General features: G+C 57.4%; 16 protein-coding genes. 2 read left to right on the forward strand and 14 right to left on the reverse strand.

Annotation, left to right across the window (positions count from 1 at the left end; all coding sequences use genetic code 11):
• Positions 1–4: 4 nt before the first annotated feature.
• The 12 genes from murJ to ACV22Z_RS23445 form a co-directional block, all read right to left on the reverse strand.
• Positions 5–1,345 (reverse strand): murein biosynthesis integral membrane protein MurJ, encoded by a 1,341-nt coding sequence (gene murJ, locus ACV22Z_RS23390; RefSeq protein ID WP_448078641.1) that lies wholly within the window; start codon positions 1,343–1,345, stop codon positions 5–7.
• Positions 1,346–1,448: 103 nt separating this feature from the next.
• On the reverse strand, positions 1,449–2,474 hold the full coding sequence (locus tag ACV22Z_RS23395; protein WP_448078642.1) for an NAD-dependent epimerase/dehydratase family protein: 1,026 nt from the start codon (positions 2,472–2,474) through the stop codon (positions 1,449–1,451).
• Positions 2,475–2,529: 55 nt separating this feature from the next.
• Entirely contained in the window at positions 2,530–3,804 is a 1,275-nt protein-coding gene (gene tviB, locus ACV22Z_RS23400) for a Vi polysaccharide biosynthesis UDP-N-acetylglucosamine C-6 dehydrogenase TviB (protein WP_448078643.1), read from the reverse strand.
• A gap of 55 nt (positions 3,805–3,859) precedes the next feature.
• Positions 3,860–6,094, reverse strand: a complete 2,235-nt coding sequence (locus tag ACV22Z_RS23405) for a polysaccharide biosynthesis tyrosine autokinase (protein WP_448078644.1) — start codon at positions 6,092–6,094, stop codon at positions 3,860–3,862.
• A gap of 92 nt (positions 6,095–6,186) precedes the next feature.
• A complete protein-coding gene (locus tag ACV22Z_RS23410; protein WP_448078645.1) occupies positions 6,187–6,603 on the reverse strand; it encodes a low molecular weight protein-tyrosine-phosphatase in 417 nt (138 codons plus the stop codon).
• Positions 6,604–6,628: 25 nt separating this feature from the next.
• A complete protein-coding gene (locus tag ACV22Z_RS23415) occupies positions 6,629–7,774 on the reverse strand; it encodes a polysaccharide biosynthesis/export family protein (RefSeq protein ID WP_448078646.1) in 1,146 nt (381 codons plus the stop codon).
• A 386-nt stretch (positions 7,775–8,160) separates the two neighbouring features.
• Entirely contained in the window at positions 8,161–9,288 is a 1,128-nt protein-coding gene (locus ACV22Z_RS23420; RefSeq protein WP_448078647.1) for an MraY family glycosyltransferase, read from the reverse strand.
• A gap of 54 nt (positions 9,289–9,342) precedes the next feature.
• The gene (locus tag ACV22Z_RS23425) at positions 9,343–10,545 is read right to left on the reverse strand and encodes a putative glycoside hydrolase (RefSeq protein WP_448078648.1); all 1,203 of its coding nucleotides are present in this window, start codon (positions 10,543–10,545) and stop codon (positions 9,343–9,345) included.
• A gap of 66 nt (positions 10,546–10,611) precedes the next feature.
• Positions 10,612–11,805 (reverse strand): glycosyltransferase family 4 protein, encoded by a 1,194-nt coding sequence (locus tag ACV22Z_RS23430; protein ID WP_448078649.1) that lies wholly within the window; start codon positions 11,803–11,805, stop codon positions 10,612–10,614.
• A complete protein-coding gene (locus ACV22Z_RS23435; protein ID WP_448078650.1) occupies positions 11,802–12,917 on the reverse strand; it encodes a glycosyltransferase family 4 protein in 1,116 nt (371 codons plus the stop codon). The genes ACV22Z_RS23430 and ACV22Z_RS23435 overlap by 4 nt, the downstream gene beginning before the upstream one ends.
• Positions 12,918–13,508: 591 nt before the next feature.
• Positions 13,509–14,495 carry a helix-turn-helix domain-containing protein gene (locus tag ACV22Z_RS23440; RefSeq protein ID WP_448078651.1) on the reverse strand — a complete coding sequence of 329 codons (987 nt, stop codon included), beginning with the start codon at positions 14,493–14,495 and terminating at the stop codon, positions 13,509–13,511.
• A gap of 756 nt (positions 14,496–15,251) precedes the next feature.
• Positions 15,252–16,133 carry a Dyp-type peroxidase gene (locus tag ACV22Z_RS23445; protein WP_448078652.1) on the reverse strand — a complete coding sequence of 294 codons (882 nt, stop codon included), beginning with the start codon at positions 16,131–16,133 and terminating at the stop codon, positions 15,252–15,254.
• A gap of 105 nt (positions 16,134–16,238) precedes the next feature.
• On the opposite strand from ACV22Z_RS23445, the gene ACV22Z_RS23450 reads away from it, so the two are divergent.
• Together ACV22Z_RS23450 and ACV22Z_RS23455 are read left to right on the forward strand one after the other, a co-directional pair.
• Positions 16,239–16,556: a hypothetical protein gene (locus ACV22Z_RS23450; protein ID WP_448078653.1), complete on the forward strand. Its 318-nt coding sequence runs from the start codon at positions 16,239–16,241 to the stop codon at positions 16,554–16,556.
• A gap of 126 nt (positions 16,557–16,682) precedes the next feature.
• Entirely contained in the window at positions 16,683–18,545 is a 1,863-nt protein-coding gene (locus ACV22Z_RS23455) for an ABC transporter ATP-binding protein (protein ID WP_448078654.1), read from the forward strand.
• Positions 18,546–18,647: 102 nt separating this feature from the next.
• Here the strand turns inward: ACV22Z_RS23455 and ACV22Z_RS23460 are convergent, their stop codons facing one another.
• Both ACV22Z_RS23460 and ACV22Z_RS23465 read right to left on the reverse strand, forming a co-directional pair.
• Positions 18,648–19,388, reverse strand: coding sequence for a carboxypeptidase-like regulatory domain-containing protein (locus ACV22Z_RS23460; RefSeq protein ID WP_448078655.1), 741 nt, complete (start codon positions 19,386–19,388; stop codon positions 18,648–18,650).
• Positions 19,389–19,471: 83 nt separating this feature from the next.
• Positions 19,472–21,799 (reverse strand): YjbH domain-containing protein, encoded by a 2,328-nt coding sequence (locus tag ACV22Z_RS23465; protein ID WP_448078656.1) that lies wholly within the window; start codon positions 21,797–21,799, stop codon positions 19,472–19,474.
• Positions 21,800–21,865: the final 66 nt, after the last annotated feature.

Consider the following 21,865-nt stretch of genomic DNA (forward strand, 5'->3'; position numbering starts at 1 on the left):
TTGCTTAACGATTTTTTTGCGAAATGAGAAGGTACCAGCCGAGTGACGATGCATGCATCAACGCAGTTGCAAGCAAAATTCCCGAAATTCCCATCCATTTAATTAAAACAAAATCGGCAATTGCTTTAACAAAGAAATTGATAATCGCAATAACGGCCATAGCCCGAAATCGCCCTTCACTTGCGAAGAGTTGCACCAATACAAGTACCGCGAAATAAAACGGCAGTTGTACTAGCCCCCATCTAAGGAGGGCGGATACGGCAACCGTATCCTGAGCGCTAAAGGCGCCGCGTTGGAACATCAACTGGACACCTTTCGGAGCACCAAACCAGCAGATGAGCGCGACAACCAAGCCCCCGCCAAACATCACCAGCGTCCACTTCAACGCTGTAGTACGTGCCCGACCTGGATTAGCGCTGCTCAAAATATCGGCAAAAACTGGTAATGTGGCACGACCGATAGCAAGTGCCCCCATGCTCAACAACAAACTCAAAAGTCGATTGGCATAGCCGAGCGTAGCGATCGCTCCACTGCCCAGACCTGCCACGAAATACTGATCCAATGGCGTAACGAAGCTCATAACCATTTGACCCACAATGAAGATGCCAACCGCACGATACATCGTCGGCCATTGAGAGGACCGAAAGCTAAAACGCAAACCCGGGCGGACTCCGTCTGCACGTCTAGCCAACAGGCTCAGGCAAACGGTCTGCAACAGAAAGCCGCACGTCGTGCCCCATATCAAAGGGACATATGTGTTCTTATTCGGTGTGACCAATATCCAGAGGAGGAGCACTGCTGCCGGAATACATTCCAGCAGTGTATTGACATGACGTTCACGCGCTTGCAAACGTGCACCTGAGGTGCAAATCAATAAAGTAAAGACTGAAATGAATGACATGCCCCGCGCCATTTCCCGGGACAATTCGAGCGTGCTCGGCGGCAGATGTGAATCCATAAGCCGCAACATAAAATCCCAAGCACAATAAAGCACACCGGCCAATAATGCACCAAGTAACAGGCTTGCACCTTGCAGTTCACTCAGAAATAATTTCCGCTCCTGATCCGAGAGCTTTTGAAGGCGCACCAACGTCGGAATCAGCACTACGCCCAAAACAGTTGCGATCGTCCCCGGCACCCACGTTATCATGGTGAGCGTCAGCTGGTAGGCGTCGACTGCATTACTGACGCCATACCGATACGCAATTGCCATTTCCTTAAATGCGCCGGCTGACTTACCGATCAGCACAAACAAGGAGACAAAAATTGCGCTACGCAGAATGCGCTTGTGATCGGCGTGAACAGCCGAAAAACGACTACCGATTCGTGCGATTATTGAGGCCAATGAAAATACTCTGAAACAGGGAATGCATCAAAAATCCAAGTTAAACGCGCCGAAAAATCACCTTATCCAACGAATCAATTGCAACCCATACTTCAGCGCACATTCATCCAAGATAGCTGAGATACCAAGGCATCGCATATTCGATTCCATGACTCATTCGAATCGAACCACTATAACCTAATAAAGCTCTTGCTTTATCAATATTTGCCTGAGAATGCTTTACATCGCCAGCGCGAAATTCTCTGTAAATTGGACACTGATCATTGTCTACGCCATTCTTTTTCAAAGCCTGTTTCAAAGTAGCAAACAGCTCATTCAACGTAGTCCGATCACCGACCGCGACGTTGTATACCTCGTTCTTACTTTCCTCGCCTGCAGTTGCGGCAAGAATGTTCGCCTCAATCACGTTATCGATGAAGCAAAAATCCCGACTCGTTTCGCCATCGCCATTGATATACACCTGCTCTTTCCGAATGAGCGCGCTCGTCCATTTTGGAATAACAGCGGCGTAGGCGCCATCAGGATCCTGGCGCTTTCCGAATACATTAAAATACCGCAAGCCAATTGTCCGAAAACCGTAGCTCCGAGCAAAAACATCGGCATACATCTCATTGACGTACTTCGTCACTGCATACGGCGACAATGGCTTGCCGATTCGGTCTTCAATCTTCGGCAACCCGGGATGGTCGCCGTAGGTTGAGCTTGAAGCCGCGTAGGTGAAGGATTTCACTTCGGCATCGCGCCCGGCGACCAACATATTCAGGAAACCATTCACGTTTACTTCGTTGGTTGCAATTGGATCACTAAGGGAACGTGGCACCGAGCCGAGCGCTGCCTCATGGAATACGTAATCCACACCTTTGCACGCCTTACGACAATCATCGAGAGAACGGATATCGCCCTCGATAAATCGAAATCGACTCCATTGAGTCGGCGTGACAAGACTTTGAACCTCATCGAGGTTACGCTGATAACCAGTCGAAAAATTATCAAGACCCACAACCTGCTGATCAAGTTTCAGCAGTCGTTCAAGCAGATTGGACCCGATGAATCCCGCGACGCCAGTAATCAGCCATACCTTCGGATTTCGTTGTAACTGGCGAGTAACTTCAGTGAAACTGTCAGACATTTCAGGCTCGCGTCAAAAAAGGAGCGGTAACGTAAATCAATTCACCAGTTACGAGTTACAGCCGAATATCGGTTGCACTTGAAGGGAACACGAACTTCAAATCGTAGAAGACGTGATCAGGCCTCCCAAATGCGCGAATAGCATCGGCACCAAACTCGGCAAACTCTCGATGCGCAACTGCCAACACGATCGCGTCATACTCGCCCTTCGAAGGTCTATCGATCGGATCGATTCCATACTCTTTGCGGGCAGCTTCCTTCGAAACCCACGGATCATACACGTCAACATCAACGTTGTATTCGGCGAGTTCCTGAATGATGTCGATTACTCGGCTGTTTCGGAGATCTGGACAATTTTCCTTGAAGGTCAACCCGAGCACCAAGACACGCGCGCCTTCAATATGAATGCGTCGTTTCGTCATGGCCTTGACAAGCTGCGACACGACATATCGCCCCATTCCATCATTCAGACGTCGCCCAGCCAGAATGATCTCCGGGTGGTAGCCAATCGACTGCGCCTTATGAGTCAGGTAGTACGGGTCAACGCCGATACAGTGACCGCCTACAAGACCTGGAACGAACGGAAGGAAATTCCACTTGGTTCCGGCCGCGGCAAGTACCGATTCTGTATCGATACCCATCTTGTTGAAGATGATCGCGAGTTCGTTGACCAGTGCGATATTCACATCGCGCTGTGTGTTTTCGATCACTTTGGCCGCCTCGGCAACACGAATGCTTGACGCCTTGTGCGTACCGGCGGTGATGATCTCCTTGTACAGTTCGTCGACAATGTCTGCCGCTTCAGGCGTCGAGCCAGAAGTCACTTTACGAATGGATGGCAGCCGATGCGTCTTGTCACCAGGATTGATTCGCTCCGGACTATATCCCGCAAAGAAATCTTCATTGAACTTGAGGCCGGAAACCCTCTCAAGCACCGGCACACAAACTTCCTCGGTCGCCCCCGGATAAACCGTCGATTCGTAGATCACGATATCGTTCTGCTTGAGGACGCGACCGACCGTATCGCTTGCATCGATCAATGGCTGCAGATCCGGCTGTTTATGCTCGTCGATCGGTGTGGGCACGGTAACGATATAGATATTGCAGTCCGCAAGATCCTCGTTGTTCGCGGTGACTTTCAGCCACTGCGCCTCTGCAAGCTCAGCTGAGTCCACCTCGAGCGTAGCGTCATGCCCTTCGTTCAAGGAATCGACGCGTGCTCGACTGATATCGAACCCGACCACTGGGATCTTCTTGCCGAACTCTACAGCAAGCGGCAAGCCCACATACCCCAGGCCGATAACCCCGATTTTGAATTTAAGATTTGACATAGCCCCAGTTCACCGCTTGTTTTTATTCCGGTCGAAAAATATCTTCTAAAGACTATTAATTTTTCTCGTAGTTATAGGAAACGTAGCGATAGCTGCCGTATTTACCACCATAACTATAATTTCCGCCTCGTGGTTTCATATCGTTGAAGATCAGGCCGCTGACGCGCGAACCACTTTGCGCAAGCTGCTTGACCGATTCCACCACCTCACCAACACGAGTCTGGCCAAAGCGGGCAACCAGGAACACCGTCCCCGCGACCGACGCCATGATGGCCGCGTCCGTAACAGCCAATACGGGAGGTGCGTCAATCAATACGATGTCATATTTGGCTGACGCTTCCTTCACAAAGAAAGCCCAGTTTTTGTTAAGCAGCAGTGTCGCGGCGTTCGGCGGCAGGGTTCCCGTTGTCACGATATCGAGATTGGCGATGCTGGTTCGACGGATTACCTGATCAGCAGTATGCGCCCCCGCGATGACATCCGCGACACCCGCACCTCGCTCTTCGCCAAAATATTTGTTGAGGTAGCCTCGACGCAAGTCACCGTCGATCAGCAGCACCCGCTTGCTTTCCGCCAGCACGACAGCCAAGTTGGCTGATGCAAACGATTTGCCAAGGCCAGGCGATGGGCCGGTCAGAAGCACCACATTATTGGCAGCCTCCAGCATTGCGAACTGAAGTGCGGTGCGCAGACTACGCAAACTTTCGACCGCCGGGTCACCAGGGTGCAGTTGGGCCAGCAAACTGTACTGTCCCGCTACAATCGGACCGGAGATGGTGGCAATGAGTTTGCGCTGATGCTCGCTATGCGGAACCGTAGCGTAAACTGCCAATCCGGTATGCGTCTCCAACGCACGGACGTCGGTAATGCCGGTAAAGAGCTTGTCGCGCAGAAATGCAGCGCCCGCGCCCATAAACAGACCAAGCAAAGCAGACACGGCAACGGCAAGCGCCTTCTTGGGCGAAACCGGTCGCTCGGGCAACGAAGCCGTGTCGACCATACGCACACTTCCGATCTTGCCAGCCTTCAGCAAACGTAGCTGCTCCATATTATTTCGAAGCGCCAGATAAAGATCGGTGTTCACCTGAACGTCGCGCTGGAGGCGAAGCGCATCGCGCTGCTCAGTCGGCATGCGCTTGATTTGATCTGTCAAGTCTGCAACATGCCCTTGCGCGGCGCCAATCTGCTCATCAATTGCGAGCATCCCAGGATGCATGGGACCGAAGCGCGTCAAGAGTTCCTGGCGCTTCTGCTTCATTGCGAAAAGCTGCTGCTCCGCTTCGGACGACTGGGCAAGAATCGATTTCCCCTCCTCAGTCAGATCCAAAACCTTATGCGTATTGCGATATGCGGTATATCGGTCCTCGGACTGCTCGAGGTCCCGCTTCATCTTCGGTTCCTGGACATCGAGAAACTGCAGCGAATTTTCTGCCTGCGCCGCTTTGCGATCCACATTTTGGCGAACGTACTGGCTACCGATTTCATTCAGTATAGCGCTAAGCAATACTGGATCATCGGATTGAAGCGTTGCGCTAATCACACCAGATTGCTTACCCAGTTCCTGAATACGCAACTTTTTCTGCAGATCTTCAATCGTATCTATTCGGGATGCACGAACGAGATCGAATCTAATGCCGGCCTCACCGCTCATACCGCGGACGAACAGCTTGATCGGTCCCTGTTCCGTCGAGATCGTTTCAGCGACTCCAACGCGACCTGTCAATGGCTTCTCGAAGCCGGGACCAGTTAATTCGTAACGACCACCTTGCAGCACCACAAGTTTGTACGGTTGACCTTCGAATTGTTTAGGAACATCGAATGCCTCAACGTCGATTGATTCCTTACCCCACGCAAAACCACCCATGCCGAATATGCCCGGGGAAGACAAGCCATTATTCCGACGTGCAAACCAACTGCCAATCACAGGGAAACGATGCGGCTTTGCTTGGATGAACAGCTTCAACGCGTCTACCGAGCGCGCGACGACGAGGCGTGAGCCAAGAATCTGGATTTCCGCGTCACCAGTTGACTTGATATCGAACATAGCCGAGACGCTGCCGAGAAGATCCTTCGCAGCAGATGCATCCGGACTGTCTTCGATCTGAACCATGATGTTCGATTCATAAATCGGCGTCGCAAGCAGTGCGTACAGACCTCCAGCGAGAATGAATACCGCGGAGATCGCTGCAATCAACAGCCGGTTATCGAGCAGAACATCAAGAATTGATGCGAAATCAATCTCGGCTACTTCGATGGAACTTACGTCTTCGCTATGTTTCGATTGGGCCATGAATACGACTGACTCTTTTAAATTTCAATCTTTGGTTATTGAGGCGATCTGCTTCCTATTCAGCTCACCTCGCCAGAAGCATTACTTTCCGGTCAGTTCAACTTCTGAATTCGTTGCACCCATTCCTCCACGCCTTGCTCGATCAATTTCAGGCTCTCCTCAAAAGCCGACCGGGATTGACGGTAAGGGTCCGCCACCTCCGCCCCACTAAAATGTCCAATCGGGAAAACACGCCCACGTGCATACGGGTATTGCCGCTCGATCGCGCGACGATGATCGCCTTCCATCACGAGGATCAAATCCGCGTCCCGCGAGATTTGCTCGACGAGCTGTCGGGCTCGATGGCCAGATATATCGATCCCACGATCGTTCATCAACGCCAAGGCGTGCGGGTCGGGACCGTGGCCAATCATGGCATCCAAACCTGCGGAGCTTATTTGAGCCCCCTTGATCCGATGGCGCAAAAGCCCCTCCGCCATCGGGCTGCGGCAAATATTGCCGACACACACTACAAGTATCGAGCGCATAACAAATTTAGTTCACGACGCCACGAGAAGCGTTTGCACCGACAGCAGTCGGCACCAGCAGATTGATCATGCGGCTCCAGCGCGTGAGGCCGGTGGCATCGACGTATACGACATCCTTGGGCTTCAACTCGAAATGCTCCGCGAGGGCAAAACCGACCGGCGAGCTGCCATCGAGGCGAAATACATCAGGTTTCGCGGGATCCTCGGTTGCACGTATCACGTAGATCGCGGCCGGTTCTGCGGAAGTCGGGTTCACGCTGGCGGCATTGGCCAACGCGTCGCTCAACGTAAGTTGCCCGTCGTGCATCTGAAGCGGTGTCGGCTTGTTGACTTCCCCTGCCACAAACACCTGGTTGTACGTTTGCGGCGACACCCTGACTACATCGCGATCCTGCAGCAGGATTCTTGAAACATCGAATCCGCTCGCCATCATTGCCGGAATGTTCAGCCGATATCGCTTGCCTTTACGGATGAGTTCGACCCTGCTCGTATCGCCGACGCCTGCAGGAATGCCGTTGGCAGTACCCAAAGCCTCAGGCAGCGTCATCGGGATATCTGTGATGGGCTTGATGCCGGCCTGAGCCACCGCACCTTCGACAAAAATACGCTTGCTGCGGTAGGCCACGACGCTCACCGTGATCTCGGGTGTGCGAATGTACGGCCTCAATGCCGTCTTGAGGCCACGTTGCACCTCGGCAATCGTCAGCCCGCCCACCTTGAACGTACCAATATAGGGAAACTGGACGTCACCGTTGTATCCGACCACATAGCCCGGGACCGCCTGACTGGAAAGCCCCGGTCCGCTCGGCAACGTGCCACCGGTTTCACCGATCGTATAAGTCAGGTTCGGCACGACCAGTTCCGGGTGGTCCCAAACAATGATCGAGAGGACGTCGGCGGGCCCGATCCGATAGGGCGCTGGTGCTGCCACTAATGCGTTGTAGTCCTCGGTGGTCACACGAAGACGCTCGTCTCGCTGCTTCGTGACCAGATCCGGCGTGATGGCGATCACCTGGGGAACCGTGGCTGTATTGTTTGCGTCGACGGGCTCGCTGGAGCTGAAATGCATCCCGGGCGCCAACGCACACGCGCCCAGCGATAGAGTGGAGATACCAACAAACAATACTTGACCAACGCGACGAATGAAGCGCATATGACTAGACACCAGATTTAAGTCATGCCGGCGTCACGATCTTCGTGCGCAAACGGCAATTCGCGGCATCTCGGAAAACAACGTGAATAGGTAAAACCTGCCCCGTCCCGAGTACTCGAAATTTTGTAAGAAATGTTGCGAATTGTAGCTTCTTTCCTAACGGCGGAGTCGATCTTCGTGGAAAAAATGGCCTCGCTGCAGGATCCATGTAGCGCCGGCGTCACACGCAGTTCTGGATCCTCGAACCCACGGATGCCACCCCACTATCCCGCGCTGGCAATGCAATCATCCAGATGAAACGGCGCCCTTCTTCCACTTGGCCTCCGGTCGCCTCCACCACATGCCTGCCTGAGCCGTTGCATACCTTGACGGCAACGCTCAGGCCATCAAACGCTCAGATCTGCATCGATCATATGAACCTTCGTTCGCACGACCATCCATCGGGGCACGCGGAATCTGACGATGCTGACGTAAAACCATACATAAGCGACCGCAAAAAACATCGCAAAGCAAAACAGATGGAGCGTGTAACGCCAGAATAATGTCGCAGGCGCGACCGCGATCAGGCAGAGCATCCAAAGGTATGGCGACGTCATCGAGTTCCGCTGCGTAAGCCGACGCGCAGATTTCGAGCCGACTGCCCAACGCATGATGCGCTTGTACACGAGCATATGAAGGTGAACGCCATCCGGAATTCCCGGCGACATGCCTCGCACGAATCGTTTCCGATAAATCGAGAAAATAACTTCAAAGATCGGATACATGAAAAGCAGAATCGGATACCACGCCGAGACAGCATGATTCCGCATGACGAGCATGATGGAAAGTTCCGCCAGCATGAAACCGATGAAGTATGCGCCGCCATCGCCAAGGAAAATCAAACCGCCGGGGAAATTCCAGACAAAAAATCCGAGAACCGCACCCATCATGATCAGCGATGCAGAAAGAACGACTGCATCCCCCACTTCAAAAGCGACATACGCCAATGAAGCGAACATCATGAGAGCAACCATTGATGCAAGACCATTGAAGCCATCGACGATATTGATCGCATTGGCAAGTCCCGCGGTGGCAAAAATGGTAATGACGAACGAGACCGCGACATAAGACAGCGCAAGATCAAGCCAGGGAACGCTGACACGCGTAACGGCAATATCGAGCACCCAATATCCAAGGGCAGCTGCCAGCATCGTGCACACCAACCTTGCTCGCGGCGAAACACGCTTGGTCAGGTCTTCGCACAGTCCAGAAGCAAACGCAGGCGCACTGCATGCGACCAGAAGAAGAATGGTGTTTGAAATGGACCAATACGTGAAATGCAGCCAGACAGCCGAGACAACGATTCCAATCAAAATACCGACTCCGCCGATGCGAGGCACCGGTCGTGCGTGAAATTTCTGGACGCCCGTCGTGTCAGTATCGCCTCCGGCGAATCGCTCATTCATTGACGCGTAACGAATGATCAGCAGCGTAATGGAAAGAGAGCAAAGAAATGCAACAATAAGATTATGCATTTTTGGTCTTGATCATGTTGTTGATACATTTACCCCGTAGCGCATCAATCGCACTTACCCGTCGGATTTTCCGTTCACGACAGAGCAAGCCGCCGGCGACGACCTGTACAAAACCAGCCCTTGCGCCGGCTCAAGTGGATATGCGAGACGCGCAGCATTGCCATCGACGTCGACAAGCCCAAGAACTGGCTTATAAACTGCAGTGCCGCTCGCTGGATCTCGCAAAACAGCCACCCCTCCCGTATATTTTCTCGAATAAAAGCCATCGACGTACTTGGAGGGCCCGCATGCCTCACCGATGTTTCTGTCGTATCCAAAATAGGCGCGCGCCCCGCCATATTCTTGGACCCCCGTTACGTCAATCGCACTTTTTCCATAGGCATTGACAAGGTACGCGGCCATTGCAGACTGAACGTTATTTTGCGTAACGTCTTTTACTTGATAGATCGTGTAGAGCGGCTTGTTCTTCGATTGCATCATTGAGGCAAATCCAAGCAACTGTTGAAAGCGCGATTTCGAGCGCAGTGGATACTCTTCTTCATCGAGAATCGCATCTGTCGCGTTGACAATCCGTTCGAGCAGCGGCGAATCAAGCGGCAAGTCCAGCTGATAGTTGATTGTCACCGTCTTCTTTTGAGCATGAACGGCCTTCGTCACACGTTCGAGCCATGCAACTTTCGTTTCTGCGAATTTTTTCTGCCCACCCTTGTCCGCCGAATACAACGTTACGCTCTGTCCGTCTCGTTGAATGCCGCACGCATGCTCTACGTTGGAAGTGGCAAAGTTGTCCAGCGCAATACTGTCATGCTCGGCTGCAGCGAAGTTCTTGACTTGCCATCGCTCGACGGCCGGATTCGAAATATCCAATGGGGCAATAGGATTGCCGAATAACGTCGCCATCGTTTTGCCGTCACATTGATAAAGGATCCATTCCGGATGGGTACTTATCCATTCCGCTGGCGGCCGGCGAGCAGGGTCCCGCCCATACGGAAAATAGCTGCTCAGCTGGGTGTTCGGCGCATAGGTTGCCCAAACGCGCGCGCGATCGCGATTCTTCCCATCGCCGTCGGTTGCGCCCCAGACATAAACGTATTCACGGCCATGCGCTTTTATCCAGTCGTCACTCAACGAGCTGGAGAAAGTCAAAAACTTCCTGGGCTGGGCACCGTGCGAAACGTTTGCCGCCGTGACGCATAACGCGATCACCAATGCCTTTGCTGCCGCGCTCATCAACCGTTCATGCATGCTATTTACCATTCAATAATCCACGTTGGCGATGCCCGGCATCGGGCATTGCGCCGATACGCCCATCCCCCGCTTCGATCAAACACCTTCGGAAGTAGAGCTCGGTGCGCGCGCCGCTCGTCGACTGCCTTTCAGCGCACTCGGCCTCCGGTTCGATGACCATACTGCTTCGTAGGCGCCGACCATTTTCGACAATTGAAACTCGTCGGAAACGCGTTGCCGACAACGCGCAGCACGCGCGGCGCGATTCGGACCTGAGACGTCAGCGACTGCTTTCGCAATACCATCGGCCAACGCAACTGAATTCTGCGGCTCGACAACCCAGCCCGTATCGCCCACGATCATGCTCGCATCACCGACATCCGTTGTGACACTCGGCACCTCGCACGCCATCGCCTCGGCCAGCACATTGGGAAAGGCTTCGCCGGAACTCGACAACACGTTGACGTCGAATGCGTTCATCACTGCCGGCACGTCGTCACGCGGACCCAGCAGACGCACATGATCCCCAACCCCCAATTCATTGACGAGTGCGACGAGGCGTTCATTCTCTTTCGTCATTCCCGGGCCGACGAGGACGCATACTCCGTCGAATCCGTTTTTAAGCAGGATCGCCAATGCACGGAGCAGATTTGGATGATCCTTCTGAACATCCCATCGTGCCACGCAACCCAGTACGATCCGATCACCGTCGATTCCCCACTCGGCGCGAATGCGCTCGCGTGCGACAGGATCTGAACGGAAGCGCGAAAGATCGTAGCCGTTTGCAATCAGTGCGAATCGACTCGCGTCGTATCCGACCGCCTCATGAACTGTAGCCGCGCGTTCGGAACAACAGACGATTTTGTGCGGCACCATGCGGGACAACGTCGCACACGCCTTTGCAACCAGCAACGTCATGCGCGAATTTTTGTCCTTATCCAGGTTCGCATGACGAATGCCCCACACGATATTTCGAATACCCGCTAGCCGCGAGACAACACCACCGATCAAATCGGAGTGGTACATCCAGGTCTGCACGACATCCGGGCGAAGTCGACGCATGAGCGAGAAGAGGCGAACAAGACCACCCAGACTGACACGGCCCTTAGGCATGTCCAGCGTATAGACGTCGACGTTATGCTTCGCAAGTTTCGGCCCGTAAAACCCAGGACCTTGAAGCGAAATTACGGTATGACTGCTTGCTTGCCCAAAAGCCGACGTTGCCAGACGGAACAAAACCGCCTCCGCCCCGCCTTGATCGAGGCAGGTGATAACGTGCACCACTTTCATAACACGGCCCTCGCTTTTATTGTTCGCGCAAACAACTGGTCCCACATCGTCAAAACGTTAGTGATCGAATATCGCGCGCGGACGGACGCAGCACCCTTGCCCCCGATACTCATCCGCAATACTTGGTCGCCCATCAGGCGTTTCAATTCTTCACGGAATTGCACGACGTCACCGTGGGGAACCAATAACCCGTCCTGCCCGTTTCGAGTCAATTCTCGCGGCCCACTGGGGCAATCAAATGACACGCACGGCAGCCCGATTGCCATGGCCTCCATCATTGCCATAGGCAAGCCTTCAAACTCTGAAGTAAGAGCAAAGGCGTCCGACGCGCACATTTCAGACCAGATCGCTTGAGTGGAGCCGGCAAGGATCACTCTGTCAGTCAGCCCAAGATCGCGAATCTGCTGCTCAAGCGCCGGGCGTTGCGGGCCCTCGCCCCAAATATAGAGATCCCATTGAGGAAAATCACTTTCCAGCGACGAGAATATTTCAATCAATAGATCAAACTGCTTCAACTCCAGCAATCGCCCAACTGCAATCAATCGCTTACGGCCAGCCACCGACTCGGTTCGCTGAAAACAGAAGACATCTTCGGGCAGCGGATTCGGCATGACAGCGATATTCTCCAACCGCGGAATTTCAGCCTTGAGCGGCGACACGACGCCCTCTGTCAACACGGTCAGGACATCAGCCTTTGGATATAGCAGCCGTGCGAGGAGCTTTTGCTTTTGCGTCCGGGTCGACGCAACAGGATTGCTATGCTCGCATGCAACAATCGGGATACCAATCCAACGACTCGCCGCAATCGCCGCCGTATTGACGTGCAACAGAAATGAAACCAGCACATCGGCACGACTTTCACGGAATATTTTCCGCAGCGCGAGAAACCGCTTCACTGAACTAACCAAACCCTTCCGGGTAGTACCAACGACATCAGCGAGATAAACAATCCTGACTTTTTCTGATACTTGGTAAAAGCACTCCCCTCGCCCGGAATAGGTCGACACCAGGGTCACGGAATCCCCGCGCGCTGCCCATGCATTGACGAGAGTCACTGCCACTCGCTCAGCTCCGCCTGCACCAAGCGCCCCAATAACCAGAACAATATTCATATCGCCAGACGTACTGCCCCTCTATTGCTCGCAAGAAGGATCATCACCCAGAAGCACCTTCGCACGATCAGATATTATTCCCCGCACTCGACAGAATCGAATCCAATCAAAAAAGCCTTCATTCAACTCGAAACATCGCAACCGCCAACTGCAACCCGCCGGCCGCCAGCCGCGGGCATTTCTCTGACAAATAGCCGGCCAACACCGATACTTTCCGCCCCAGGAATCGGACTCTTGCTCATCCCTGAGTCAATCTGATTAACCCTTTGCAAATGGCAAGCACGAAATAGGCCAATGTTTGCGATCTAACAGCATCCACCCGCCGCGCAAAGAGAAATCTCAGCAAAATCAACACACAACATTCACCACCTCAAGAGCACCTTCATTGCTCCGAAGGCTCTCGCACACTTTCCCGCAAGGCTGGTTACGTAACGCACACGCCGCCACGTAACGTGACAATTGCACAATCAATCCCGTGTCACGACGCCGCAACCCAACGCTTGCGATCGGCGCGCCACCGATGATCAAGCATGACTCGTGAACCTTCAGGGAAATTGAAATCGAAATGTGCGCCAACCAGATTTCCGTTCGCTAACCCGTCCGATTGACATTGACATTTTCCGCACCGTTGACGACCGACTGAACCATGACATCGTACGTACCGCTCCCTGCCAGGCGACTCCGCTCTGCCATGCGGTACTCCAATGGCGAAATTGACATCCGTTGACGAAACAGCTTTGCAAGACGCTCGCCGCTGCTCAGCCCGGTACGACGCGCTACCTTGTCCGCCGGCAGGTTCGTAAAGACCAGCATGTGACAAGCGCGCTCGAGGCGCACCCCCAACACGAACTCCGTCGGCGTCACGCCGATTTCTTTCTTGAAGCGTCGAAGGAAATTTCGCTCGCTCATCAACGCAGATTGCGCGATGTCGGCAATCGAAATGCGATCGGTACCCTGAATGCGCAAGCGCTGTGCGGATGCGCGGATCGACGGACTCGCCCTCAACTCGCGCACGGCCCACATCGACCGCGCAAACCGCTCATCGACCAGCCCCGACACACTGCGGGAGATTTCCTGCGCCACATTCTCTCCAAGGTCGCACCGGAACATGTCCATCGCAGTCAACAACGCGTCGTCCGTTGCGGCCAGCTGCGCCGCACCGTCCACGTCATCCGGTTGCACGGCCGCCGTCGCGTCTTCGCCCGACACTGCCCAGCCCGAATCGCCAACAGCCACGAATCTCATTCCGTCGACAACCCACCGCGCGCTGGCCCGAACTTCGCGCAGACGCTGAAAGAGGTCCTGCCCCAGGGAAATAATCTCACCGTCACCGTGCAGGTGAAAAAAAGCACAAACCTGCCGGCAATGCTTGTCGCCCAGCGCGTCAGTGGCAATCTGCACGCCGGACGATGACTGAATCAGATCACCGCTTGCGGAAACAAATTGCATCCGGTAAGCGCCGTCGACATTCGGCAAGCAGTTCGCAATATTGAATGCTTCAACAAGTCGCCCGGCCCGATCCAGCGAAAATCCCGCGCTTAAAAATAAGACTACGTCACGTTGACCATTTGCATCCACTCCCCCCGCCCCCGGTCCTTACCGCTTCTCTCAGATTCATCGCTTCTTGTGTATTTCAAAGCATTTCAGGAACGGGGGCGATACCCCGTCCCAAGCCGTCGAATCATATCTTGTTTGGAACTATTTTGAAAGAATTGTCTGGCATGCACCACATTGTGGCGGATCGGTACAGGGGGCGCTTGTCAGCCCGATCCCGTTGACGTAGGGCCGACCTGCCCGCATGAATCGTCGGGCGAGCCTCATGCCGTTTCGATATTAATTAATAAAATTTGGTGATATCCCAAGAGCGCGCGCCGGGACGCAAACGATTTCCCCAGGGGCGAGAACGCGCATCAATGCCAAATCGGAAAAAAATACACATCTGGCCCTATGTACCTGCATTTATCATGCGGGGTATATTTATCGCGCAACGAATAGGCACGCCCGATTTAAATCGACCGCCGCATCCATTTGCGCCACAGCCCTTGACCGCCAATTGCGGCCTCATTCTCAACCCGTTCCGCGTAATCGATTTCGTCGTGTACAACAGCGAGCCCATCATGCGCCGTAGCGCCGGAGCCGCCGCATGATGGGGTTTGCTGGGGACATCGGTCGCGCCGCGGCCTCTCTTTCCCGCTCACCGTCTTCATCAAGCGCGGCACGCACATCGAAACGACGCTGCGCTACGGCGCGTCAGCGCAACCGCCTCCGCAAAATGAAACAGGCGGGCTGCGCGTTTCGCGCAGCCCGCCTGTCAGTCGATCCTCGGCGCGGTGCTTACAAACCCAACACGGACAGATCCAGCTTGCCGTTCTTCATCGGCGGGCACCAGAAATACGCGCCCGTCAACGGCCGCGTGAAGCGGAACAGGCCGTCGACGATCCCGTCGTCCGCGCCGCTCATCCGGCGCATCTGCACGTCGAACGCGCGGAACGAGTGGCCGAACGCGACGAAATACAGGCCCGCGCGGCGCGCATCCGACCACGGCGCCGACCGGCGCACCATGAACGCTTCGGGTTCGAAGCTCTCCTGCGCGGTGCGCTTCACGTGCGCGAATGCCGGCGCGTCGTCGAGTTCCTCGTTGTCCGACTTGCGACGCCCGATGATGTTGTCCATGTCGTCCGACGGGATGTTTTCCATCTGGTCGAAGTCGTGCAGCCACTGCTGGACCGCGACGAAGCTCGCGCCGTCGAGCCCCGCGCCCTGCCCCGACACGATCGCCGCCACAACTGCATCGTCGCCGGTCGGGTTCTCGGTGCCGTCTTCGTAGCCGGACAGGTCGCGATCGTTCGCATAGCGGAACGCATCGACTGCATCCTGAAGCGCAAACGCGGGTGCGAGCAGCCGCTCGATCGCCCGTGCGCGCAGCGTGATCTCGCCGCGATCGTCGGAGCGCAGCCACACCCACACGTCGGCCGGCGTCGCCGGCAGCGGCCGGTCGTTCACGGCGAAGGCCGGAAACTCGGTCAGGCCGGCAATCGGCCGCCCGACGCGCACCGCGAGCGAATGGCCGAAACCGACGACGGTATCGCGTCCGTTGACGACTTCGCGCAGCGCGACGAGCGCCGCGGCGACGTTGTCTTCGTTGGAAATCGTGAAAGTGAGGTATCGGGCCGCCGCATCGATCGGAGCCAGAATGCCTTGCTGAACGTCGCTCATCGTTTCCCCAGGAATGTGTCGTGAATCTGCGATGGCCGCTCGGGCCGGCTCGCGCCCGGCCTCGTCCGGCCGTCGCATGGCGCGCGCAGCCATGCAGTGTAATCGATGCGCACGCACCCGCTGAGCGTCGGCGCAGACTCGCACGACGGCGCGTCGCTCGCGCGGCATGTCGCGCCGCGTCGGATCACGCGAAATCGGGGCCGAAATGCTGATTTAAAACGTCTCGGCACGGCAACGTGCCATTCGTCAGACATTGCAGTCGGCCGAATTCTGCTGATAGAATCGATTCACGTCTTTTCGACGCCTTTTCATCTTTTCAACCATTCACTTCAGGGAGGTGCAGATGTTCCGAATGCAATCCGCCTTCCCGAACGTGGTCTCACGGCGCAGCTGATCCAGCCAGCCGTTCGCGCCGGCGCCTGACGGCCCGCGCATCTTCCCGACAGCTCGTTCCACTCGATTCGCGTCCCATGCGCGGGTCCGGCTGTTGCGTTTTCGACGTTCTCTGAACCGGAAAGTCCCGTCGCGCGATGCGCCGGGCAACGACACATGATCAGAAAAACCACCGACCTGGGCGGCCATGCGTTCAAGGCCGTTTTCGGCTTCACCTTCCACTACTGGCGCAAGCAACCGGTGCGCATCCTCGCCGTCGCCGCGTGCGCGCTGCTCGTCGCGCTGGCCGACGTGCTCACGCCGCTGTTCGCCGGCCGCCTCGTCGACGCGCTGTCGACCGGGCTCACCGACAAGGCGGCCGCCTGGCATGCGGCGTTGTCGGCATTCGGCACGCTCGTCGCGCTCGGCATCGGCGCGACGCTGCTGCGGCAAGGCGTCTACCTGAACATCATCGCGCTCACGCTGAAGATGATGGGCGACATCGCCGCTGCATCGTTCCATCGCGTGCAGCGCTTCTCGACCGACTGGCACGCGAACAGCTTTGCCGGCTCGACGGTGCGCAAGATCACGCGCGGAATCTGGGCGATCGACCTGCTGAACGACACGCTGCTGATCGCGCTGCTGCCGTCACTGGCGATGCTCACGGGCGCTACCCTGCTGCTCGGCTGGCACTGGCCGGTGATGGGGCTCGTCATCGGCGTCGGCTCGCTGCTGTACATCGCCGTGACGGTCTCGATGTCGCTCGGCTTCGTCGCGCCCGCCGCGCGGCTCGGCAACATGTGGGACACGCGGATGGGCGGCGCGCTCGCCGACGCGGTGAGCTGCAACACGGTCGTCAAGGCGTTCGGCGCCGAGGGCCGCGAGGAAGCGCGGCTGTCGCGCGTGATCGGCAAGTGGCAGAAGCGCACGCGGCGCTCGTGGATGCGCGGCACGTTCAACGGCGGCCTGCAAGGCGCGATGCTCGTCGCGCTCCAGGCCGCGATGATCGGCGTTGCGCTCGACCTGTGGCTGAACGACAAGGCGAGCATCGGCGACATCGCGTTCGCGCTGACGATGTTTTTCATGCTGCAGGGCTACCTGCGCGACATCGGCTTGCACATCCGCAACCTGCAGCGGTCGGTCAACGACATGGAAGAACTCGTCGAGCTCGAGCGCCAGCCGCTCGGCGTCGACGACCAGCCGGGTGCGCAGCCGATCCGCATTACGCAGGGCGAGATCCGCTTCGAGCATGTGACGTTCCGCTACGGCAACCATCCGGTGCCGCTTTACGACGACTTCTCGATGCGCATCGCGCCGGGCGAGCGGATCGGCCTCGTCGGGCATTCGGGGTCCGGCAAGACGACGTTCATCAAGCTGATCCAGCGCCTGTACGACGTGGGCGGCGGCCGCATCACGATCGACGGCCAGGACATCGCGCAGGTGCGGCAGGAGTCGCTGCGCAGCCAGATCGCGATCGTCCAGCAGGAGCCGGTGCTGTTCCACCGCACGCTCGCGGAGAACATCGCGTATGCGCGTCCGGGCGCGAGCCGCGCCGACATCGAACGCGCGGCGCGGCTCGCGAGTGCGCACGATTTCATCGCGGTGCTGCCGGACGGCTATGACACGCTCGTCGGCGAGCGCGGGATCAAGCTGTCGGGTGGCGAGCGGCAGCGCGTCGCGATTGCGCGTGCGTTCCTCGCAGACGCGCCGGTCCTGATTCTCGACGAAGCGACGTCGAGCCTCGACAGCGAGAGCGAGGTGCTGATCCAGCAGGCAATGGAACGGCTGATGGAAGGCCGCACGACGCTCGTCGTCGCGCATCGGCTGTCGACCGTGCGCGCGCTCGACCGGCTGCTCGTGCTCGATCGCGGCAAGGTAATCGAGGAAGGTAGCCACGATGCGCTGATCCGGATCGAAAGCGGCGTGTACCGCCGACTGTTCGAGCGGCAGGCGCTGGAGCTCGCGAAGGGGCTGGCCCACGAGCCGGCTGGCCAACACGCCGTCGATGCGCGCGGACTGGGGCAGCCGGCCGAGGCATAGCATATGGCCCAGGCACGCACGCAGCGCGCCTGGGCCGGTGATTCGGAATTCGGTCATGCAGGCACGCGGCCCGCGCTCGCTGACGGAGCGCGGGCCCGTGCATCACGCCGGTGCGCCGCTGCCGCCGCTGCCGCCGCTACCGCCCGTGCCGCCGGTCGGCTGGCGCGCCGCCGTACCGGCCGACGCCACGTCAGACGTCACCGATGCCGACAGCTGGCCATTGCTCGTCACCACACCCTTGGACTTCAGCGTGTCGAGGTCCGCATCCTGGCCGGGTTGGCCAGGCGTAAACGCGGTCGTGAGGAAGGCGTTCGTCGAAAGGGTGATGCCGTACTTCGTCTTGAGGACCCCAGCGACGCCATTCTGCGCGGCAGCGATCGTCGAGCTGTTGGTCAGCGCACTCTGGTACGTCGAGTTGCTTGCGAGGCCAGTCAGCAGCCCGTTCAGATCCGTGCCGAGTTCCGCCGCAAGATAGATCAGCAGAAGTTCCGTCAAAGGCGTCACGTTGAACGTGCCGCCGCCGCTCGCGAACGAATGGAGCGTAGTCGTCCCATTGGTGCCCGTGATCGCGCACGGGCCCGTGAGCACGAACGTCAGCGAGTATGCGCCATTCGCGTTGGCCGTACCGGCACTGTTGCCCGATTTGCACGCAATCGTGATCGACGCGTTCGCCATCGGCGCGCCGGTCGCGGCGGTGCCGCTGATCGTGGCCGACTGCGGTGTCGATGATCCGCCGCTCGAACCGTCGCTGCCACCTTCGCCACACGCTGCAAGCGTACTGGCCGCCAGCACCAGCGTACCAATCTGCAACGCCCTCTCTGCCACAATCTTGATTTTCTTCATTACCAATCTCCGTAAGGTCTACTCGGTCAGTCTGAGGACTCTCCGGTCCCTCGATCATTGATTGCGTCGAACACGCAATCGGCCTACTGTTGCGTGCCGTCTCCCCGCACCTGCGTCGTCCCGCCGCCCTGCCCCGTCTCGCCTGCCGCAGGGGGTGCATACCGCTTGTATGCATCGCGCATCCGGTAAAGCTGGGTCGCGAAGTAATCGGCACTGAAGCGCCCGCTGTTAAGCAGGAATTGCTGCGTGTTGTATGCAAAGCCCAGGTTTTCCGCACCGTCCGCGGCGATATAGTTCGTCGAGCCGACCCGCGTGCGGAAGCTGAGGCCGAACTGCTCGGGCCCGTTGACCTGAACGATTCCCGCCTTCATGCCCTGACGCGGCGTCAGCGGGAAGCTGACGGTCACCCCGGCGAACGAACCCCGGCCGCTGTGCCACCCCTGGACGCTGAAGGCCACGTCGTCGAACCAGCGCGTCACCGTGATCAGCGGCCCCTTGTCGCCGCCGATGTAACGCGCAACGCCCGCTTCCACCCACATCTTCCACGACGGCTGCACCCACCGGTACGTGAGGAGCGCGTTCTTCACGTCCGGGAGCGCGTCCTTGCCCGGCTCACGATGCAGATAGGCCAGCTTCAGTCGCACCATGTCCGGGCGACCCGGCACGAATGCGGTCGTCTCGTTCTCGACGCCGAGATACTGGAGATTGAACTTGCCGAGCGCCGTGACGTTGAATACGCGCGGCGCGATCCAGAAGCTCTGCACCAGCGCAACCGACGACAAGCCGCCCCGCAGCCGGTATTGGCTGTACACCTGGCCGTTGTCCAGGTTCTTGCTGTTCGCAAGTGGAACGATCACGCTCGAATACAGCTCCGCGCCACGCCATAGCGGCACAAATCCCTGGATGTTGGCGCCGACCGAATAGTCGAAATTGCCGTAGTCGGTTCCGTACAGATAGCTCGTGACCGGTGCGATCTGGATTCGCACAAGGCCGTGCGCGCGGGCATTGCCGGCCCATGCGACGGAATCTGCATCATGGGTCGGACGGGTGCGCATCGACAGCGACGCGCCGACGGCATTCGGCGAACCACCCTCGACGAATTGCGCATAGGCCGCGCGGGCGACGGTCACTTCGCCCACCGGCTCGTTCGTCTTCTTGATCACGACGCGCACGGTTTCGACACCTTTCGGTGCATGCTCGACGGCCGCGCCGAGCGCGATGCCCAGCGCATCCGCTTCGTTCTGGTTATAGCGGTGGTTCTCGTATTCGACGATCAGGTCTGTGCCGACGATCCCGGCGCGCACGCGCTCGAGGCCGGCCGCCGTCAGCACGTGCACGATCGTATCAAGCGATGCCGGATCCGGCACGGCGTCGGGCACTGACGCGACGGTGGTTGCCTGCGCAGCCGTCTTCACGAAAACCGGCGGTGGGAGAGGCGAACGCATGTCGAGGTCGTCGCGCAACGACATGGCGCTCGTGACCGGTTGCGTGGCGGGGGTAACGCGCGAGAATGAACCCAATGCCGCCAATCGGGCGGCAGATTGCGGCACGACCTCCTCTGCCGGCCGTGCATCATCAGTCGACGTGGCCTGCACCGCCGCGGCGGGAGTTTCCCCACACAAACCGTCGCCGCAACGCGCCGCATCGAACCGCTTGCCCAGCGGAATCTGCACGCCGATCGAAAACGACGTGCGCGCGGCGATGCCGTTCGTATCCTTGAGCGAACGCATGACCGTTCCGACGATGCTTGCGTCGGCCAGCCACTTGATCGGCGGCGAGTGGTAGCGAATCCCCGCGTACGGCGTTTTCGAATCGTGCTCCGCGAGCAGCGACAGCCCGGTCTGCCACAGCCGAAGCTCCGCACCGCCGAAGACGCCGTCGAGCCGGTCGCCCTGGCCATAGCCGACCGTCAAGGTAGCCGGCCCGAGATCCTGCGACACGACACCGTACTTGGACCGGAAGAAATGCGACTGCCCGCCGATGTCGTTGACGCCGAATGCGATGTCCGGCTGATATTTGAAGAACTTCGGGATCGCGACCTTGACGTTCGCCATCAAGTGTCGAAAGATGATGTGATCAAACCCGGGAAACGCCGCTGGCACGTTACCCACGTAATTCGCCAGCCCGCCCGACACTTCGACGTACGGGAACAGCCCCACCGCGCCCCAAACGATATCCGAGCTCGTCGTTTTCTTGCCGAAGCGCGGATCAATATAGTTGTTGTATTGCCCTTCGAATGTCCCTTCCGGCAGCGTAAAGCCGTACGGAATCACGAGTCCGCCCGATTGCCCAAGCGAAGTCAGCGTCGGCTGGCCGGCGGCATGAACGGGTGCGGATAAGGCAAATGCCGCGCCGGCTACCGCGGCAATCGGTCTTTTTTTAATTGACTGCGTGCGAAATCGCATTGTCATTTATCTGTTGTGGAAACGCTTCTGGTTGTATTGCGAATCCCGCAAACGCCACGGCACGACGAACGA

It is taken from the genome of Burkholderia sp. PU8-34 (assembly GCF_053427725.1).

Bases quoted from the DNA above. Each gene is read 5' to 3' on its own strand.
- ACV22Z_RS23430 (WP_448078649.1), bottom strand. From the start codon at position 11,805: ATGAAAGTGGTGCACGTTATCACCTGCCTCGATCAAGGCGGGGCGGAG.
- ACV22Z_RS23460 (WP_448078655.1), bottom strand. From the start codon at position 19,388: ATGAAGAAAATCAAGATTGTGGCAGAGAGGGCGTTGCAGATTGGTACG.
- ACV22Z_RS23465 (WP_448078656.1), bottom strand. From the start codon at position 21,799: ATGACAATGCGATTTCGCACGCAGTCAATTAAAAAAAGACCGATTGCC.
- ACV22Z_RS23405 (WP_448078644.1), bottom strand. From the start codon at position 6,094: ATGGCCCAATCGAAACATAGCGAAGACGTAAGTTCCATCGAAGTAGCC.
- ACV22Z_RS23425 (WP_448078648.1), bottom strand. From the start codon at position 10,545: ATGGTAAATAGCATGCATGAACGGTTGATGAGCGCGGCAGCAAAGGCA.
- ACV22Z_RS23415 (WP_448078646.1), bottom strand. From the start codon at position 7,774: ATGCGCTTCATTCGTCGCGTTGGTCAAGTATTGTTTGTTGGTATCTCC.
- ACV22Z_RS23420 (WP_448078647.1), bottom strand. From the start codon at position 9,288: ATGCATAATCTTATTGTTGCATTTCTTTGCTCTCTTTCCATTACGCTG.
- ACV22Z_RS23395 (WP_448078642.1), bottom strand. From the start codon at position 2,474: ATGTCTGACAGTTTCACTGAAGTTACTCGCCAGTTACAACGAAATCCG.
- tviB (WP_448078643.1), bottom strand. From the start codon at position 3,804: ATGTCAAATCTTAAATTCAAAATCGGGGTTATCGGCCTGGGGTATGTG.
- ACV22Z_RS23455 (WP_448078654.1), top strand. From the start codon at position 16,683: ATGATCAGAAAAACCACCGACCTGGGCGGCCATGCGTTCAAGGCCGTT.
- ACV22Z_RS23435 (WP_448078650.1), bottom strand. From the start codon at position 12,917: ATGAATATTGTTCTGGTTATTGGGGCGCTTGGTGCAGGCGGAGCTGAG.
- ACV22Z_RS23450 (WP_448078653.1), top strand. From the start codon at position 16,239: ATGCGCACGCACCCGCTGAGCGTCGGCGCAGACTCGCACGACGGCGCG.
- ACV22Z_RS23445 (WP_448078652.1), bottom strand. From the start codon at position 16,133: ATGAGCGACGTTCAGCAAGGCATTCTGGCTCCGATCGATGCGGCGGCC.